The organism is Methyloversatilis discipulorum (assembly GCF_000385375.1).
Taxonomy (GTDB): Bacteria; Pseudomonadota; Gammaproteobacteria; order Burkholderiales; family Rhodocyclaceae; genus Methyloversatilis; species Methyloversatilis discipulorum_A.
Genome location: NZ_ARVV01000001.1, coordinates 3,648,968 through 3,665,542, shown reverse-complemented (window position 1 = coordinate 3,665,542; position 16,575 = coordinate 3,648,968). Strand labels below are relative to the sequence as shown.

The following is a 16,575-nucleotide window of genomic DNA, read 5'->3' as shown; positions in this document are numbered from 1 at the left end:
TCAGCGGCTCGGTATCAGCGTTTCAGGTCGCGTGTGTGTTCCACCGTCTGCCGCATCACCGCCGCCCAAGAGAAATCCCGATGTGCCCGCGTTTCGGCACGGGCGGCGCAGGCCGCACCGAAGCCGGTTGCCGGGTCGAGCAGCGTGAACAGCGCTTCAGTCACCGCGGGCAGTGAATTGCCGTCGCAGCGCAGGCCGGTTTCGCCGTCGAGCACGGCCGAGCCGGTGCCGCCGGCCATGCCGGTCAGCGAGGTCCGGCCGCAGGCCGCCGCCTCGATATAGACCATGCCGAAACCTTCGGTGTCGGCACCGATGTCGCGGTTGGGCATCGCGAACAGATCGCTTGCCGCGTACCACAGCGGCAGATCGTCGGCGCTGACGCCGCCGAGCAGGTGGATGCGTTCCGGCATTTCCGACGCGGCGCGGATGCCGGCAAGATACTCGGCGTCCTCGCCCTTGCCGATCACCGCGTGATGCACGTCCAGCCCGCGGCGCACCAGTTCCGGCACCGACTGCATCACGTAGTCGAAACCCTTGCGCCGCGACAGCCGGCCGACCGACAGGATGAGTTTGGCTTCCGGCTTCAGGCCGAGCGAGGCGCGCAGCTTCGAGCCATCCAGCCCCGGGCGGAAGCGCTCGGTGTCCACACCCGGATTGATGATGACCACACGTTCAGGCTGCACGCCCATGTCGAGCAGAAGACCGCGGGTGAATTCGCTGTTGGCGATTACCAGCTGCGCGCCGCAATACGCCTCGCGCATCGCCTTGACCCGACGCGGCTGGCGCCAGGTGGTGATTTCCTCGCCGTGCGCGTAGATGACGACCGGCAGACGCAGAAATCTGCCTGCGCGCACGGCGACCAGACCTTCGGGCAGCACGCGGCCAGCGTGGATCTGGGTGACCGGATGACGCCAGCCCACGCTCAGCGTCTTCAGGAAGAACTCCAGATAGACCGGAAGGGATTCCGGCCTCAGCCACGGATAGCGCTTGAGCCCGAGACGATGGATGGTGTTCGGGCTGGCGCGGTCGTGCTCTTCCGCACCCGGCACGTCGGCGGTCAGGATGTGCGTGCCGGCGCCGCCCATGCGGCGGTACACCTCGTCGAACCACACCGCCGTCCCGCCCTTGGTGGGCTGGAACAGTTCGGTGATGACCAGGAATCGTGCGTCGGGCGTGTTCATCGCCTCACCCGTCCAGTCGCGCATTCGGATGCGCGGCCAGCCAGTGTTCGAGCATCATCAGCACCCAGATCATCACGCCATAGTAGGAGGCGTGTTCGCTGCGGTGGCGCTCCAGCAGATGCTTGACGAAGGCGGGCTGCACGACGCCGCGCTGCGCCAGCGCGTCCAGCGCGTCGTGTGCCATGCGGCTGAGCTGCGGGTCCTGCTGCATCCACAGGCCGAAGGGCAGACCGAAGCCGTGCTTGGATTTGGTGATCGTCGCCTGCGGCAGGAAGTCCTTCAGTGCGTCCTTGAAGAACCAGCGCAGCTGGCCATTGCGCACCTTGTAGTCGGCCGGCAGCATGGCCGAGAAGTCCAGCAGCCGCTCGTCGAGCAGCGGGTAATGCACCTCGATGTCGGCCAGTTCGCACATGCGCGACACCTTGCGCAGATCGCTGTCGGCCAGCGTCTGCTTCAGGTCCAGATGCATCATGCGGTTGACCATCGCCTGCGAGCGCGTGCGGCCGTATACCTCGCGCGCGATCGCGCGCGGGTGATCCGGGTCGATGCCGCGCAGCAGCCGCTCGGGCAGGATGCGCGATGCGCCCTCGCGTTCGACGTGGTTGAACACTTCCATCCGGTCCGGCAGCGGAATGCTCGCGCGCTGCACGTAGTTGCGACCCTTGCGCAGCACGCCGACCGCCAGTGCGTCGGGCAGATGGCCGAGCACGCCATTCAGCAGCGCGCGCAGCGGCGCCGGCACACGGCCGTAGCGCTCGAACACTTCCTGATCTGCATAGCGCGCATTGCCACCGAAGATCTCGTCGCCACCGTCGCCGGCCAGCATCAGCGTGCGGCCGTCGGCGCGCGCCATGCGGGCGCAGAAATAGGTCGGCACCGCCGAAGCGTTGCCGAAGGGTTCGTCGTAGATGGCGGCGATCTTCGGGATCGCTTCGGCAACGTCGGCCGGGGTGACGTAGTACTCGTGGGCGGTGCAGCCGAAATGACCGGCGGCGATGCGCGCAAATTCCATCTCGTCGAAGCCGTCGGCGTCGAAGCCAATGGAATAGGTGTCTGGGCCTCGACCGGCAACACGGGCCATCATGCCGGCGACGGTCGAACTGTCGGTGCCGCCGCTGAGAAAGGCGCCGACGCTGTCGCGGGTGGTCGCGTCGCGCACCGACGCTTCGAGCAGTTCGCGGAACTGCGCCGCGTAGCGGGCGTAGTCGTCGGGCGTGTCGTCGGCGTAGGGCATGCTCCAGTAGAAGCCGGTGCGCAGAGCGCCGTCGCGCAGATGCACGTATTGCGCCGGCAGCAGCTTGAATACGTCGCGGTAGATGGTGGCCGGTGCTGGCACCATGTGGCAGTAGAGGTAGTCGTACAGCGACTGCGGATCGATCGCCGGGCGCACCGCCGGGTGCGCCGTCACCGCGTCGGTCGTTGCACCGAACACCAGCGTGCTGCCGCGCAGCGCGTAGCACAGCTCCTGCGCGCCGACGCGATCGATGGCGAGCAATGCTTCGTGCCGCGCGCCGTCGACCAGCGCGAGCGAGAAGCGTCCGTGCAGCGATTCGAGCAATGCCGGGCCGCGCTCGCGCCAGGCCTGCAGCAGGGACTGCGCCATGCCAGTGTGCGCGGCGCGCGCGGCGAGGTCGGCGTCCGCCCACGACGGCTTGCCGGCCAGCGCCAGCAGCAGGTCGCCGTCCTTGCACACTTCCGTATCGCCGGGACGGGCGCGCACCGCCACCGCGGCGCGGCCGCCGAGACGGAACTGCACGCCGGCATCGGACAGACCACCCAGCCGCTCGGCCATGCTGCCGATCAGCCCGGTGCGATCGTCGAGCGGTGCATTGGGCGGATTCGGGCCGTCAAGCCAGCCGCAGATCTTGCTCATCGTTCTTCCTTTTCAGTGCGGACGCACTCGCCGGTGCCGTTTGCGCGGTACGTCTTCATCGTTGTGCTCCAACCAGGCGGTCATACAGCCGGCTGTATCCCTGTGCGACGCTGTTAAGCGAGAACTGCTCTTCGGCGATGCGCCGGCCGTTCTCGCCCAAGGCGCGGCCGGCCGGTGACAGGCCGCTGCAGACGGCCAGCGCCAGCGCCTGCGGATCATCCGGCGAATAGGTGTAACCGGTGCGGCCATGCTGCACCAGATCGCGGGTGCCGCTCACGTCGGCCGCGACGCAGGGCAGGCCGCTGGCCATCGCTTCCAGTACCACGTTGGGCAGGCCTTCGCGATGCGACGGCAGCACCAGCAGGTCGGCGGCGCGCAGATAGCGCTCGACGTCGGCACTGCGCGGCCGCAGCATGAAACGCTGTGGTGCCTGCCTGCCGAGTGCGTTGAGGCGGGCGATCAGTTCGCCGTTCGGGTCCTCACGGCTCTGCGGGCCGACGGCGACCAGCAGCGCGCCAGTGCCGAAGGCGTCCTGCTGCACCCACTGCGTGGCCAGCCATTCGATGTTCTTGCGCGCGTCCATCACACCGGCGTACAGCGCCACCGGCACGTCGGCCGGCAGCCCGAGCTCACTGCGCAGCGCCGTGCGGGCGTCGGCGTCGGCCGGGTGAAAGAGTGCGGTGTCGACGCCGTTCGGCAGATAGTGAATGCGCTCGGCCGGCAGTCCGCAGTCGTTGAATTCGCGTACCAGATCGCGGCTGATCGCGACGCAGGCGTCGACCTGCCGCAGCAGCGCTCGGTGCAGCCGACCGCTCAGCGTGCGGCCGATGTCGTGCAGATCGTCGTTGGCCAGACTGGCCTTGACGATGGACTTCAGACCGGCGGCACGCGCCAGCGGACCGACGATGGCGTTCGTGTAATAGGCGCCATGGCTGTGCAGCACGTCGAACTCGTGGCGGCGGCGCCATACATAGGCGCACAGATTGGCCCACAGCCGCAGTTCGCGATGCTTCACGCCGCGCCCGGCATACAGGCGGGTGACCGGGAAGCCATCCACCGTGTCGTGCTCGGGCAGGTCGCGCCAGCGTACCGTCACGAATTCGACATGATGGCCGATCCTCCGCAACTGCCGCGCCAGCATCAGCGCCTGCTGCGCCGCGCCGCTGAACTCGGGCGGGAAATAGGTCGAGTACATGAGCACGCGCAGCGGCCGCGCCGCAGCCAGACTGGCGGGCGTGAGGTCCTGCTGGGACGGTGTGCTCGATGCGCTGTGCAGGCTCATGCGGGCCGGAGGCGGTCGGGTGCGTAATGGGCGCCTACTGTAGCCGAGCCTGTGCCCCGGCGACGAGGGAAGATGCCGCACTGCAGGGTGTTCGCCCGGTCAGCTGTCGTGCCGCGCCCGCCACGCCGCGAGGTTGATCAGCCCCCATACGCGGTGGGCGGCGCCTACGTCTCCGGCGATGAAGCGATCGCGCCAGCGGACCACTTCTGCCGGATCGAGGCCGGTTCGTTCGATGGCGCCCGCGTCGCCCAGATGGCGTCGCACCATGCGATGGTCGTGGCCGCGCAGCAGCGCGACGAGGTCGATATTGAAGCCGCGCTTCGGTGTATCCCAGATCGCCTCGGGCACGTGCCGCGCCAGCAGGTCGCGCAACAGCCGTTTTTCGCGTCCTGCCTGCCAGCACCACGCCTCCGGCATCGCTTGCAGCAGGCGGCTGACGTCGGCGGCGCCGAACGGGTGCTCGACACGCAAGCCGGTCGCCAGCGCGGCCTGACGGATGCGGTCGTCCGGCTGCGCCTCGCCCTGCAGCACCGACAGGCGCTGCAGATGCGAACTGCCGGCCAGCGCCGCGTGCTCGCGGTAGAAGCGGGTACCGGACAGATCAGCCGCGCGACCGGTCAGGCGGGCGATGTCGGCGGTGTTGAAGCCGTTCCAGCGGATGAACAGGTCCTGCGCCACGTCGAAGCGGAACATCCGCGCGTAGCCGTCGATCAGCGGCAGTGCCTGCACGGTGCCGGCGATGGCGCGGCGCAGCGGCGCCGGGACGCGGGCCACGTGATCGTGGGCGATGCGTCGCCAGCGCGCCGGCATCAGTCCGGCCAGTGCTTCGGCGCCGGTGCCGTCGAGCGCGCGGTCGGACTGCTGCGCGCATGCCTCGTACAGCAGCCGCGTCGGCATGCCGGCGGGGTCGCAGTAGGGCTGTTCGGCCTGCGCGTGCGCCCGCTCGAACACGGCTTCCAGTGCGTCGAAGTCGGGGCGCAGCACGTGGTGGCGCAGGCCGAGGTGGTCGGCGATGCGCGCCGCGGTGGCGGATTCGTCCAGCGTTGCGTCGTCGAAGCCGACCGACCACGCTTCGATCGCGTGACCGCCGTGCCGGGCCAGCGCACACAGCAGGGCCGAATCGACGCCGCCGCTGAGGAAGGTGGCCGGCGCGCGCGCGCCGTCCAGCCGGCGAGCGATGGCGGCCAGCAGACGGTCGTGGATGTCGTCGCAGGCCGCGTCGTAGCTGGCCGGCAAAGGCGGCGCTGTCGCATGCGGCAGCGCGCGTACGCCGTCGCTGTCGAACAACAGCGCCGCACCCGCTTCGAGCGCATAGACGCCGTCATGAATCGTGTTCGGCGCAGCGATGTCGAGAAAGCGCAGGAACTCGTCGAGTCCGCGCGGCGACATGCCGGGCCGGGTCGGCAACCGGGCGAGCAGGGTGTCGAGACCGGTGGCGAAATGCAGGCAGCCCTGCGCGTCGCGGTGCCAGAACAGTGACACCGAGCCGGCCGGGTCGCGCGCCAGCAGCAGGCGACGTTGTGCGCTGTCGCAGGCGACCAGCGCGTAACGGCCGTCGGCGTCCGGCGCGACGCCGTCACGCAGCGGGTCGTTCAGCGTCTGGCCGCGGAACAGTTCGCCGGCGAGATGCAGATCCGCCGCTGCCGCAGACGGCCGGGACCATTCCGGCGACAGCGTCAGTTGGCCGCTGCGCGGATCGAAACGTCCGTGCGCCGTCGCGTTCATGTCGATACCGCCCTGAGCCACTGACGCAGCGCGCTCAGCGGGTGACCGGCGGACAGGGATTGTCGCGCCAGCGAGCGCAGTTCGCGCCGGCGCAGCGCATCGATGCGCGCCTTGAGATGCTGTGCCTGCGGCCATTGCGCGAGGCGGCCAAGCACGTCGATATAGGCATACTGCATCGCCGTGGTGTCGCGCGACAGATTGCTGTCATGACGGCGGCGCAGCAGCGCCAGGCCCGGATGCCACAGCAGCGGGAAACGTGCGGCGCAGCGCAGCCACAGGTCGAGATCCTCGACCAGCGCGAGCGAGCTGTCGAAACCGCCGAGCGCCTCGAAGGCGTGGCGTCGCATCACGACGCTGCCGGTAGTGACGAAGTCGGCGTCGAGCAGCTTGTCGAGCGGATCGATCACCCGCGCCGCGTCGCCAAAGAAATTGGTGTCCAGACCGCCCTGCTCGAACAGCGTCCGTGCGTGTGGCCGAGTCGTGCCGTCGCCGGCGTCGTCGAACTGGCGGCAGTCGCCGAACACCATCGCCGCATCGGGCGTCGCTTCCAGCAGCGCGAGTCGCGCTGGCAGGCTGTCGGCCGGCCACAGGTCGTCGGCGTCGAGGAAGGCGACGAACTCGCCGCTGCCCGCGGCTACGCCGGCATTGCGTGCGGCGGCGGGTCCGGGCGCCGGGCTGTCGATGACGCGGGCACCGGCCGCGCGGGCGATGTCCGAGGTGTTGTCGCTGCAGTGGTTGGCGACGACGATGATGTCGGGTGCGGACGACAGCGGCTGGGCCTGCACGCTGGCGACCGCATCGGCGATCCAGCGGGCCGCGTTGTGCGCCGGGATGACGACGCTCAGCATGGCAGCGTCAGATCGGGCGGCCGGTCAGCATGGCCAGCGCCAGTGACAGGATGAGACGGCCGCGCGCCAGCGGTGCCAGTGCGAAGGCCTGTGCGAGATCGCGCAGCGCGGCCGCGCGCTCGCCGTCGCGGTAGCGCCACTTGGCATAGTCGGCCAGCACGCTGGCACGGCAGCTGCGCCAGAAGGCGGACTGCTGCGCCACAGGCAGCAGCGCGCGGTTCTTGTCCAGGCAGTCGAGGGCGCCGCGGCGCATCGCCTCGCGGTTGCGGCTGACGCTGCCGGGATTGCGCGTCACCACGACCTGCAGATCGGGCAGGCAGGCGTAGCGGCCGGCGGCGGCGAGGCGCACCCACTGATCGGTGTCTTCGGCGCCGCGCAGACGGGCGTCGAAGCCGCCGGTGCGCTCGAGGAGCGCGCGCCTGACCATTACCGACGACGCGCCGCCGGCCACCGCCGAGTGACCGCCGAGTATGCGTGCCACGAGGTTCCCGGCATCCGGCGGGCCGTCCCATTCGCCGACCTTGACGCCCTCCGGCGACTGCAGTTCGGTAGCGTGCGAGCAGAAGCCGATGTCGGGTTCCGCGTCGAGCAGTGCAACCTGCTGCGCGAGCTTGTGCGGGCGCCACCAGTCGTCGCTGTCGAGAAAGGCGATGAATTCGCCGCGTGCGGCGGCAATGCCGGTGTTGCGCGCGGCCGACATGCCGGCGTTGTCCTGACGGATCACGCGCAGCGCGTCGCCGCGGCGGGCGAGCAGGGTGGGCGTGTCGTCGGTGCTGCCGTCGTCTACGACGATCAGTTCGAAATCGGTGAAGGTCTGCGCCTGTACCGAATCGATCGCGCGGTCTATGCACCAGGCGCAGTTGTACGCCGGCATGACGATGCTGACGCGCGGCGTGCTCATGCGCCGGTGTCGTAGCCGAGGCGGGTCTGCATCGGCGCGATGCGGTCGAGGATGCGCTCGATCAGTTCCGGGTTCTGCTGCTTCCACTTCGCCCTCGCCGGCTTGCCCTTGACGATGCTGGTCGGCCGCTGGTCCAGCGTGCGGCAGCGCTGTTCGATGTCCGTCGTGAAATCGAGGTCGAGCCGCGCATAGACGTCGCGGAACATGTCGACCGGCCGCTCGAACAGGTCCTCGTAGCGCAGATGTATCCAGCGGTCGGCCGGCAGCGCGGCTGCGGCGTCGAGCGCGAGCTGGTTGGCGCTGATCCACTGGAAGGCGCACACCTCCTCGATCGGCGCGTGGTTGTAGGCCTGCCAGCCGGGCGCGAGGAAGAAGGCCCAGTCGGTGTACTCGCCGCCATTGATCGCCACCGGCTCCGGGAAGTCGCCGAGGAACTGCGACAGATGGAAGTCGCCGTCGGTGCGGCCGAGCCGCCAGCCATCGATCATCGAACTGATGTTGTCGCGGCCGTCGCGCTGGATGAACACGAACTTCGCTTCCGGGAACAGCGCGTGCAGATAGCCGATGCGCATCACGTTGATGCAGGTCTTGTCGAGCACGCGGCCACCGCCCAGCCGGCGGTAGAAGAAGCGCAGCGCGGCGTCGCGGTGTTCGGGCTTCGCGTGTTCGGCGCCGGCGGCTTCCGAATGCCAGCCGTTGTTGAGCGGACCGTACAGCTCGTTCCAGAACTGCGGGATTTCGAAACCGAGGTTCACCAGCTGTTTCGACGCGCCTATGGTTTCGAAGGTGACCGTGGTGCCGGAACGCGAACAGCCGACCAGGAAGACCGGCGGCTGCGGCGTCGGGCGGGTCAGGTCCCACCACAGGCCGCGCGCGTCGCGCTGCAGTTCGACGATGTTCTTGGCGACGATGTCGGGATCGCGCAGCTTGGCCAGTTTGTTCAGCATCGGGGTCCGTTCAGCGATTCTTCAGCGCGCCGTGCAACTCGCCGAGCGAGGCGGCCAGACGCACGAGATAGTGACGGCGGCGGTCGGACGACAGCGAGGTCGCCAGTGCGCCGAGATAGCCCAGCGCCTTGCGCAGCATGTAGGCGGCCGGCCGGATGCCTTCGACGTGGGCGACCGACGACGAGCGGATGAAGGCCTTGCGCACGACATAGCCGGTGCGCAGTCGCGCGCCATCGACATAGTGGTACTGGATCATGTCGGGTACGTACACGAGACGTGCGCCCATCGCCAGCCCGCGGGTCACCCAGTCGAAGTCCTCGGCGCCACCGAGGTCGTGTCCTTGCGGGCCCAGTTCGGTCGAGAAGCGGCCGATGCGGGTCGCCCACTCGGTTCGCACCGCCAGATTGCCGCCGCCGGGCACCGCCCTGCCAACCGGTACTTCCATGCCTTCGTCGCCGAGATCGAAGCGCGGCACCGGCAGCGGATAGACGCGGTAGGGCCCGGTATCGCGTGCCCATGCCGGCTCGCTGCCGTCCCAGTCGGGCAGGATGCGGCCGCACAGCAGGGCGGCATCCGGATGGCGGTCGAACGCCGCGCACACCGCCTCGATATAGCCTGCATCGACCCGGTGGTCGTCGTCGACGAAGGCGATGCAGTCGCTGTCGATGCGTGTCAGCGCGCGGTTCAGCGCGTGCGACTTGCCTGGCGTTGGCTCGTGGTCGGCGAGCAGTGGCAGGCCGTGCTGGCGCGTTGCCAGCCAGTCCAGCGTGTCGTCGCTGCAGGCGTTTGCCATGACCATGATGCGCACCGTCCAGCCCGCTGGCCGGCGTGCCGCGTCGAGCGAAGCCAGCGCCTTTGCCAGCAGCGTGCGGCGGTTATGCGTGCAGATCAGTATGGTCAGTGACGGCATTGCGCAGCGCGAAGCCTCAGACGGCGCTGCCTTGCGGCGCGCCGCTGCGGCCGCGGCGGCGGTAGCCGCGCAGCATGCCGAAGGTGTGCGCCGCGTTCATGCCCTGGCGCAGCGCGCCGGGTTGAGCGGTCACCCACATGCGCAGCCAGCGTGCCGTGTGCGACAGCAGCTGCCGCAGCAGGAAGGGCGGTACCCCGAACAGTTCCTTCGGCGCGCGTTCCATCCGATGTTCGCCGAAGCGCAGGCCGCCGCGGTAATGCAGACGCAGGAAGTAGCTGCGTTTCAGGCGCCAGGTCTCGACGAAATGGTCGACCACCATGTCCGGCCGATAGCGCAGCTTCAGCTTGCGTTCGAGCAGGGCGCGGAACATGACCGCGTCGGATCCGCCGCCTATCACGTTGCCGACGCGGTCGAAGCGCTTGTCGAAGCGCAGGGTCGGATCCTCGCGGAAGATGCGCATGTCGTAGGCGACGTTGGCGGTCCACACCGGCGTCGTGTCGTCCTTGATCCAGAACGCATCCGGGCCGTGATTCACCTCGGCGAGGAAGCCGAGCAGATTGTTCTCCAGCCAGCGCGGGCGCTGGCCCGGCGCGAAGCTCACCTCGACGCGGCCGCCGGCGCACTGCGCGCCTTCTTCGCGGATGGCGTGCCGCGCCGCCTCGACCAGCCCGGGATGCGGCAGTTCGTCGTCGTCCATGTAGATCAGGATGTCACTGTCCATCGCTTCGGCCAGGCCGCGGTTGCGCGCTGGCACGATGCCCTGGGTCGATTCGGTCACGTAGCGCAGCGGCACGCCCGGCTGGGCGGCCAGACGTTCGAGCACGGCCAGCGTGTCGTCGCAGCTGTTGTTGTTGATGACGAGGATTTCGAACGGCTCGGCACACTGCTGCGCGCGCATCGCGGCAACCAGCGCCTCCAGCCGGTCCGAGCGGTTGTAGGTACAGAAGGCGAAACTGATCATGACGACTTGCTCCGGGTATCTGCCGCATTCGGGCGGCGCCGGGTGTTCAGCAACAGGCGGTGCAGCGGCAGCGGCAGCAGGGCGGGCAACATGTAGAGCCAGTCCTTTGCGCCGCCATAGCCGCTCTTCATGACGGCGCGGAACAGTGGACGCGCGGTCAGCAGGTCGCCCTTCCAGTAGCTGGTGTAGGCGCGGTGCAGCAGTTCGCCGTCGGTGATGTCGCGTACCTTGTGCCGGCCCAGACGGTCGGCAATGTCCGGGTTGGCGGCGAGGAACTTGCGCTGCGCGCGCAGATGGTTGAAGGCGATGCGCGAGCGGTTCTTGGTGATCTGCTCGCCGTCGTGGAAGTGGTAGAAGGCCAGCACCTCGGGGACACGCACCAGAGGCAGCACGCTGCCCAGCCGCAGCCACAGGTCGTAATCCATGCACGAACTGAGCGCGGTGTCGAAGGCGCCGTGGCGGCGTATCGCCGCCATGCCGAGCATGGCGCCGTGGATGGGCCAGCGGCAGCCGCCGAGCAGTGCTTCGACCTTGTCCGGTGTCTCGTAGTCGGGCGGCACGAAGGGCTTGCTGCCCTCGCGGCCGACGCCGATGTTCTGCCAGCCGCAGTAGGCGAGTGCTTCGTCTTCGCGGCCGGCCAGCGCGGCCGACATGCGTTCGAGGAATTCCGGGTGCCAGGTGTCGTCCGAGTCGAGGAAGGCCAGCAGGCGACCGCGCGCCCGCGCCAGCCCGGTATTGCGCGCGGCGGCCGCGCCGGCGTTCGTCTGTTGCAGCGGCACGATGCGCGGGTCAGCGTTGGCCAGTGCCTGCATGACCTGCCAGGAGTCGTCGCGCGAGCCGTCGTCGACGATGATCAGTTCCCAGTCGCCGCGCGTCTGCGCCTGAACGCTGGCCACGCTCTGGGCGAGGTGACGGGCGCCGTTGTAGCACGGCATGACGATGGAGATGGCAGGCGTCACGCCGCGCTGCTCCGCTGGGCTGAAGGAGGCAGGGTTGCGGAAGGGGCGAGGGACGGTCGGACGGCGGTGGTCACGGTAGGTGGGCGGATGCGCGAAACTCTTGAGCGTCCCGGAATGCTAGCAGCGCTTGCCGATAACGGCGCTGGTATACGTCACGGCCCGCGCCGGTGACCTCGACGCCCCAGGCGGGCGCCCCCTCCGACATCAGTTGTGCGGCCATGTCGCGGTTCACCGCCACCGCGTAGTGCGAGCCGTCGTAGGTGTTGTCGGTGCGGGCTGTCCGCTCGCCGGGCAGCGAAAAGTCGATCAGGCGCGGGAAGTGCCCGGCGGTCGCGTACAGCGCGTCGAGATAGCCGTCGAGCAGGCCGTTGCGCTCCATTTCGTCGATGCGCCAGGCGCTGACCGGCGGCACGTAGGCGAGCACGCGGGCGTCCGGAAAGCGCTTCGCCAGTTCGCCGTACAGGCGCGAGTTGGCGCTGTCGAACGGAATCGACTGGCGGCGCCGGGCGTCGTTGCGCTGCAGGCCTTCCGCGCTGCGGAAGCGCGCCGGGTCGAAGGCGGGGGCATCGGCGCGGATGACGCAGTCGAAATTGCGGTCGTAGTAGCGCGGCGTGCCGGGCTGGGTCAGCGCCTGCCAGGACAGCGCGAGGCTGCCGGCCGACAGGTAGTCGGCCAGCACGCCGGGCGGCGCGCGCAGTTCGCGGACGAAATCGGGAATCGACGGCGGATCACGCCCTTCGCGCAGGAAGTTGAAGCCATCGACGCCGACCACGACGAGCTTCGGCCGCATGCCGAGATGGCGCAGGTAGTCGGCGTAGGCGATGAATTCCTCGATCTGCCCGCTCGCGAAGGACAGGTTGAAGCAGCGGTGCGGCGCGAAGGCGTCACCCGGCATCAGCGTGCCGCGTGAGCTGCCGAAGATCAGGCAGTCGTAATCGGCCATCCGGCGCTGCAGCAGGTTGATCTTGGACAGGCGTTCGTTGAAATGCGGATTGACGCCAGTGAAGCGGTTGCCGCCGAAATGCCACAGCGGGTCGACCGCCGCATTGATGGCGAAGGCGATGGCGCAGACTGCCGCCGCGCTGAGTGCCGTCAGGGCCATGTAGCGGCGGAAGGAAATCGGCGGTCGGCTCATGCGCGTCAGAACTGGAAGTAGAGAAATTCGCTGACGCGATTCAGGTGCAGCAGCGCGAAGCCGAAGGCGCAGCCGGCGCAGATCGCCGTCAGCCGGGTCGGCCGCCAGGCGATCCTCGATGCCTGTGCGTGTTCGAGCGCGGGCTCGAAGCGCGCCATGATCTGCTGTGAATTGGGCGCCAGCCAGACGATGGCGAGCAGGCCGGCGATCCAGAACGGCGCGTGACCGGACGGATCGAAGGCAGTCACCGGCACGCCCTGTGTCGCGCTCAGTCCGATTGCCTTCAGCGCGGCGGTCAGCTGCCAGGCCAGCGGCCAGTTGACGGGCACCTGCAAGGCTGCCTCGCCGCGCATCGCGGCCATCATCCGCCAGGCGGCATCGAAGTCGCTGGCGCGGAAGAACACCCAGGCCAGCACCACGGCGACGAAGGTGAGTGCCGCGCCGGCGAGGCGTTCAGCGCTGCCGGCCGGGCGGCTGGACAGGCGCGCGCGCAGTGCCCGCCAGCCGTGGTTCACGCACAGATAGAGCCCGTGCAGCGCGCCCCAGACGACGAAGGTCCAGCCGGCGCCATGCCACAGACCGCCCAGCACCATGGTGAGCAGCAGGTTGACGTAGCGGCGCAGCGGCCCTCGCCGGTTGCCGCCCAGCGCGAAGTACAGGTAATCGCGCAGGAAGCGCGACAGCGTCATGTGCCAGCGCCGCCAGAACTCGATCATGTTGGCCGCCTTGTAGGGCGAATCGAAATTCAGCGGCAGGCGCACGCCGAACATGCGCGACAGGCCGATCGCCATGTCGGAGTAGCCGGAGAAGTCGAAGTAGAGCTGCAGCGTGTAGGCCAGTGCGCCGCACCAGGCTTCGATGATGCCGGGCTGCACGCCATTGCCGGCGGCCGAAAAAACCGGCGCCACGTACACCGCAACGCCGTCGGCCAGCACCACTTTCTTGAACAGCCCGATGACGAACATCGTGCCGCCGACGGCGACGTTCTCCCAGCTGAAGCGGTAGGTCGCCGCAGCGGCGAACTGCGGCATCATTTCCTTGTGATGCAGTACCGGCCCGGCGATCAGGTGCGGAAACCAGGTCACGAACAGGCCGTAGTGGATGGGGTTGCGTTCCTTCACTTCGCCGCGGAAGGCGTCGACCAGGAAGGCGATCTGGGTGAAGGTGAAGAAGGACACGCCCAGCGGCAGCACGACGTGTTCGAGCTGCCAGCCGAAGTCACCGACCGCGTTCGCGCTGTTCACGACGAAGTTCGCGTACTTGAACCAGCCCAGCAGCGCCAGGTCGGCGACGATGCCCAGCCACAGCAGACGCTTTGCGCGTGCCATCGCGCCGGCCGCATGCGCCGACGAGATGGCGGAACCGACCGTGAAATTGAAGGCGATCGAGGCGAGCAGCAGCAGGACGTGTATTGGCTCCCACCAGCCGTAGAAGGCGAGCGACGCGATGAACAGCCAGCCGGCGGCGATGCGGCGGTTCGCGCGAGCGAGCAGGAAGAAACCGGAGAAGCTCAACGGCAGGAATACAAGCAGGAATTCCCACGAGTTGAACAGCATCCCGGCTCAGCCTTTTCTATGCAGAAGCCGGCGCATCGTCGCCGGCCAGCCTACGTCGTTGGTGCCGGCCGCCAGCTTGCGCATGAAGCTGCCGCTGTTGTCCGAGTTGTACAGCGTCAGGCGGCGCAGGCTGTAGGGGTCACCGTCGCGCAGCGCCCAGCCGGTGCGCGTGGTGCAGGCGCCGGCATAACCCGCGTCGCGTACGGCTGCGGCACAGCGTGCGTCCCAGGCGCCGTAGGGGTAGGCGAAGCTGCGCACCTGCGCGCCGGTGATGTCTTCCAGCGCTGCGCGTGAATCGCGCAGCTCGTTCGCCAATGCGTTGTCGTCGAGCGCCGGCAGGCGCAGGTGATTCACCGTGTGCGAGCCGATCTCGATGCCCGATTCCGCGAGGGCACGCAATTGCGCGCGGTCGAGCAGTGTCAGCGGAGGGCGGTTCGTCGAGCTCCAGCGTGGCGCTTCGCCGATCGAACCGGTCACGATGAAGCAGGTGGCACGCATCTGCCGTTCGCGCAGCAGATCGAAGGCGGCCAGATTGTCCGCATAGCCGTCGTCGAAGGTGATGACGGCGACCCGGCCCTGCCAGCGCGATGGCTCGGCCAGCAGTTCGCCCATGGTCGGCGTCGCCCAGCCACCTGCCTGCAGGATGTCCATCTGCGCGCGGAACTGCTGCATGGACGCCGCCCACGGCCAGTCCGGCCGGCCGCTTCCCGCAGCCACCGAGTGGTACATCAGCATGACGGGGCCGTGCCCACCGGCCCGGCGCAGCAGCAGGCGCGAGACCGGATCGCTCATTTGCGCGGCTCCGCACGCAGGAAGGGAATCTTTGCCTTCCACTTCTGCTGCTCGCCGGCAAGCGCTGCGATCGGCAGGAACAGGAAACACAGCCCGTAGACGGCCGCGCTGCAGCCGCCGACGACGATCAGGTGCAGCAGTTCCGGCAGGTTCTGCGCGTAGTGCTCGACCGGCAACGCGACGGCGACCATCAATGCGGCCAACAGCAGCGCCGGCGTCAGCGCGCCGAGCAGTTCGCGCCAGCGGGTGCCCAGGCAGCGCGACGCCAGCCAGTACATATGCGTCGCGTTGTAGGCGGCGACCACGATCAGCGCCGCCGCGACGCCGTTCAGTCCGTACTCGAGGCCCGCCAGCGTGGCGCCCCCGGTCAGCAGCAGCAACGCGATCTGCACCTTCAGTTCACGGTGCAGCCAGTTGCGCGCGGCCAGCACGGCCCCGCACAGGTTGGCGATCATCAGGAAGGGGCTGGCAATGGCCAGCAGCGACAGCGGACCGGCGGCTTCGATCCAGCGGGCACCGTACAGCACGTTCATCATCGGAGCGGCCAACAGGTGCAGCAGCACATAGAAGGGCGCCGCATAGACGGCGACCAGACGGATGCTGTGCAGGAACATGTGGCGCGATTTCGCGTCGTCGTGCTGTTCGCGTGCCAGTGCCCGGAACAGCACCTGGTAGACCGAGCCGACGATGAACATATTGGGCATGCGCACCAGACTGTCGGACTTGTTGAACAGACCGACCGCGCTCATGCCCAGCGTGCGGCCGAGCACGAAGTTCGACGCCTGGTTGCGCAGATAGACCACGATGTCGTTCACCGACACCAGGAAGCCGTAGCGTGCCAGTTCGCGCCCGCGCGAAAACTCGAAGCTCAGGCCCGGCCGCCAGCGCGCGATCAGCGACAGCGCCAGCGCGTTGGTGAAGGAGCCGGCGAGCCCGCCGAGCACCAGACTCCACACGCTCCAGCCGGCAAAGGCCAGCCCGATGCTGGTGCCGCTGGCCACGAACAGCGTGAGCACGCGGGCGACGGTTTGCGCCTTGAAGCGCATTTCACGGTGCAGAATGCTGTTCGGCAGATTGACCAGCGGCCGCGTGATGAAGGTGAGCGCCGACACGCGCAGCAGCTGCTCGTACAGCGGTGTGTCGTACCAGCGGGCGAACCAGGGCGCGGCGCAGAAGAACACCGCGTAGATCGCTATGCCGATCAGCAGCTGCAGCGTGAACACCACGTCGTAGTCGTGCTTCGTGGCCTCCTTGGCGCGCACCAGCGCCTGACCCATGCCGCCGCCCGACACGAAACCGGCCAGGCCGGTGAACACCTGTATCGTCACCAGCATGCCGAACTCGGCCGGCGCGAGCAGGCGCGCCAGCACGATGCCGAAGGCGAAGGTGAGTATCTGGATGCTGGTGTTGCCCAGGAAGAGCCAACCGACGCTGTGTCTGAAGCTGTGACTGGCGGCCATGCGGGCGAATGAAGGGGCAGGTTCCGGAAGATCCGCCTCTGCGGC

At 68.5% G+C, this 16,575-nt stretch carries 14 protein-coding genes; all 14 read right to left on the bottom strand.

Features of this window, described 5'->3' with window-relative positions:
- Nucleotides 1-14: 14 nt before the first annotated feature.
- Nucleotides 15-1,205, bottom strand: coding sequence for a glycosyltransferase family 4 protein (locus METRZ18153_RS0117030; RefSeq protein WP_020165880.1), 1,191 nt, complete (start codon nt 1,203-1,205; stop codon nt 15-17).
- Entirely contained in the window at nt 1,186-3,054 is a 1,869-nt protein-coding gene (locus tag METRZ18153_RS0117025) for an asparagine synthetase B family protein (protein WP_020165879.1), read from the bottom strand. The genes METRZ18153_RS0117030 and METRZ18153_RS0117025 overlap by 20 nt, the downstream gene beginning before the upstream one ends.
- A gap of 55 nt (nt 3,055-3,109) precedes the next feature.
- The gene (locus METRZ18153_RS0117020) at nt 3,110-4,336 is read right to left on the bottom strand and encodes a glycosyltransferase family 4 protein (RefSeq protein WP_020165878.1); all 1,227 of its coding nucleotides are present in this window, start codon (nt 4,334-4,336) and stop codon (nt 3,110-3,112) included.
- A gap of 99 nt (nt 4,337-4,435) precedes the next feature.
- Nucleotides 4,436-6,061 carry an asparagine synthetase B family protein gene (locus METRZ18153_RS0117015; RefSeq protein ID WP_020165877.1) on the bottom strand — a complete coding sequence of 542 codons (1,626 nt, stop codon included), beginning with the start codon at nt 6,059-6,061 and terminating at the stop codon, nt 4,436-4,438.
- Nucleotides 6,058-6,909, bottom strand: coding sequence for a glycosyltransferase family 2 protein (locus tag METRZ18153_RS0117010; RefSeq protein ID WP_020165876.1), 852 nt, complete (start codon nt 6,907-6,909; stop codon nt 6,058-6,060). Before METRZ18153_RS0117010 ends, METRZ18153_RS0117015 begins: the two co-directional genes overlap by 4 nt.
- Nucleotides 6,910-6,916: 7 nt before the next feature.
- The gene (locus tag METRZ18153_RS0117005) at nt 6,917-7,810 is read right to left on the bottom strand and encodes a glycosyltransferase family 2 protein (protein WP_020165875.1); all 894 of its coding nucleotides are present in this window, start codon (nt 7,808-7,810) and stop codon (nt 6,917-6,919) included.
- Nucleotides 7,807-8,757 (bottom strand): sulfotransferase family protein, encoded by a 951-nt coding sequence (locus METRZ18153_RS0117000; RefSeq protein WP_020165874.1) that lies wholly within the window; start codon nt 8,755-8,757, stop codon nt 7,807-7,809. Before METRZ18153_RS0117000 ends, METRZ18153_RS0117005 begins: the two co-directional genes overlap by 4 nt.
- Before the next feature lie 10 nt (nt 8,758-8,767).
- On the bottom strand, nt 8,768-9,667 hold the full coding sequence (locus METRZ18153_RS0116995) for a glycosyltransferase family 2 protein (RefSeq protein WP_020165873.1): 900 nt from the start codon (nt 9,665-9,667) through the stop codon (nt 8,768-8,770).
- 16 nt (nt 9,668-9,683) lie between these two features.
- On the bottom strand, nt 9,684-10,628 hold the full coding sequence (locus METRZ18153_RS0116990) for a glycosyltransferase (protein ID WP_020165872.1): 945 nt from the start codon (nt 10,626-10,628) through the stop codon (nt 9,684-9,686).
- Nucleotides 10,625-11,587 (bottom strand): glycosyltransferase family 2 protein, encoded by a 963-nt coding sequence (locus tag METRZ18153_RS0116985; RefSeq protein ID WP_020165871.1) that lies wholly within the window; start codon nt 11,585-11,587, stop codon nt 10,625-10,627. Before METRZ18153_RS0116985 ends, METRZ18153_RS0116990 begins: the two co-directional genes overlap by 4 nt.
- Nucleotides 11,588-11,657: 70 nt before the next feature.
- Nucleotides 11,658-12,722, bottom strand: a complete 1,065-nt coding sequence (locus METRZ18153_RS0116980; protein ID WP_043363945.1) for a hypothetical protein — start codon at nt 12,720-12,722, stop codon at nt 11,658-11,660.
- A 5-nt stretch (nt 12,723-12,727) separates the two neighbouring features.
- Nucleotides 12,728-14,278 (bottom strand): MBOAT family O-acyltransferase, encoded by a 1,551-nt coding sequence (locus METRZ18153_RS0116975; RefSeq protein ID WP_020165869.1) that lies wholly within the window; start codon nt 14,276-14,278, stop codon nt 12,728-12,730.
- Between the two features lie 6 nt (nt 14,279-14,284).
- The gene (locus tag METRZ18153_RS0116970; RefSeq protein ID WP_020165868.1) at nt 14,285-15,070 is read right to left on the bottom strand and encodes a polysaccharide deacetylase family protein; all 786 of its coding nucleotides are present in this window, start codon (nt 15,068-15,070) and stop codon (nt 14,285-14,287) included.
- Nucleotides 15,067-16,530, bottom strand: a complete 1,464-nt coding sequence (locus METRZ18153_RS0116965; RefSeq protein ID WP_020165867.1) for a lipopolysaccharide biosynthesis protein — start codon at nt 16,528-16,530, stop codon at nt 15,067-15,069. Before METRZ18153_RS0116965 ends, METRZ18153_RS0116970 begins: the two co-directional genes overlap by 4 nt.
- Nucleotides 16,531-16,575 lie beyond the last annotated feature (45 nt).

Coding starts and splice junctions, on each gene's coding strand:
- METRZ18153_RS0117030 (WP_020165880.1), bottom strand. CDS start 1,205: ATGCGCGACTGGACGGGTGAGGCGATGAACACGCCCGACGCACGATTC.
- METRZ18153_RS0117025 (WP_020165879.1), bottom strand. CDS start 3,054: ATGAGCAAGATCTGCGGCTGGCTTGACGGCCCGAATCCGCCCAATGCA.
- METRZ18153_RS0117020 (WP_020165878.1), bottom strand. CDS start 4,336: ATGAGCCTGCACAGCGCATCGAGCACACCGTCCCAGCAGGACCTCACG.
- METRZ18153_RS0117015 (WP_020165877.1), bottom strand. CDS start 6,061: ATGAACGCGACGGCGCACGGACGTTTCGATCCGCGCAGCGGCCAACTG.
- METRZ18153_RS0117010 (WP_020165876.1), bottom strand. CDS start 6,909: ATGCTGAGCGTCGTCATCCCGGCGCACAACGCGGCCCGCTGGATCGCC.
- METRZ18153_RS0117005 (WP_020165875.1), bottom strand. CDS start 7,810: ATGAGCACGCCGCGCGTCAGCATCGTCATGCCGGCGTACAACTGCGCC.
- METRZ18153_RS0117000 (WP_020165874.1), bottom strand. CDS start 8,757: ATGCTGAACAAACTGGCCAAGCTGCGCGATCCCGACATCGTCGCCAAG.
- METRZ18153_RS0116995 (WP_020165873.1), bottom strand. CDS start 9,667: ATGCCGTCACTGACCATACTGATCTGCACGCATAACCGCCGCACGCTG.
- METRZ18153_RS0116990 (WP_020165872.1), bottom strand. CDS start 10,628: ATGATCAGTTTCGCCTTCTGTACCTACAACCGCTCGGACCGGCTGGAG.
- METRZ18153_RS0116980 (WP_043363945.1), bottom strand. CDS start 12,722: ATGAGCCGACCGCCGATTTCCTTCCGCCGCTACATGGCCCTGACGGCA.
- METRZ18153_RS0116975 (WP_020165869.1), bottom strand. CDS start 14,278: ATGCTGTTCAACTCGTGGGAATTCCTGCTTGTATTCCTGCCGTTGAGC.
- METRZ18153_RS0116970 (WP_020165868.1), bottom strand. CDS start 15,070: ATGAGCGATCCGGTCTCGCGCCTGCTGCTGCGCCGGGCCGGTGGGCAC.
- METRZ18153_RS0116965 (WP_020165867.1), bottom strand. CDS start 16,530: ATGGCCGCCAGTCACAGCTTCAGACACAGCGTCGGTTGGCTCTTCCTG.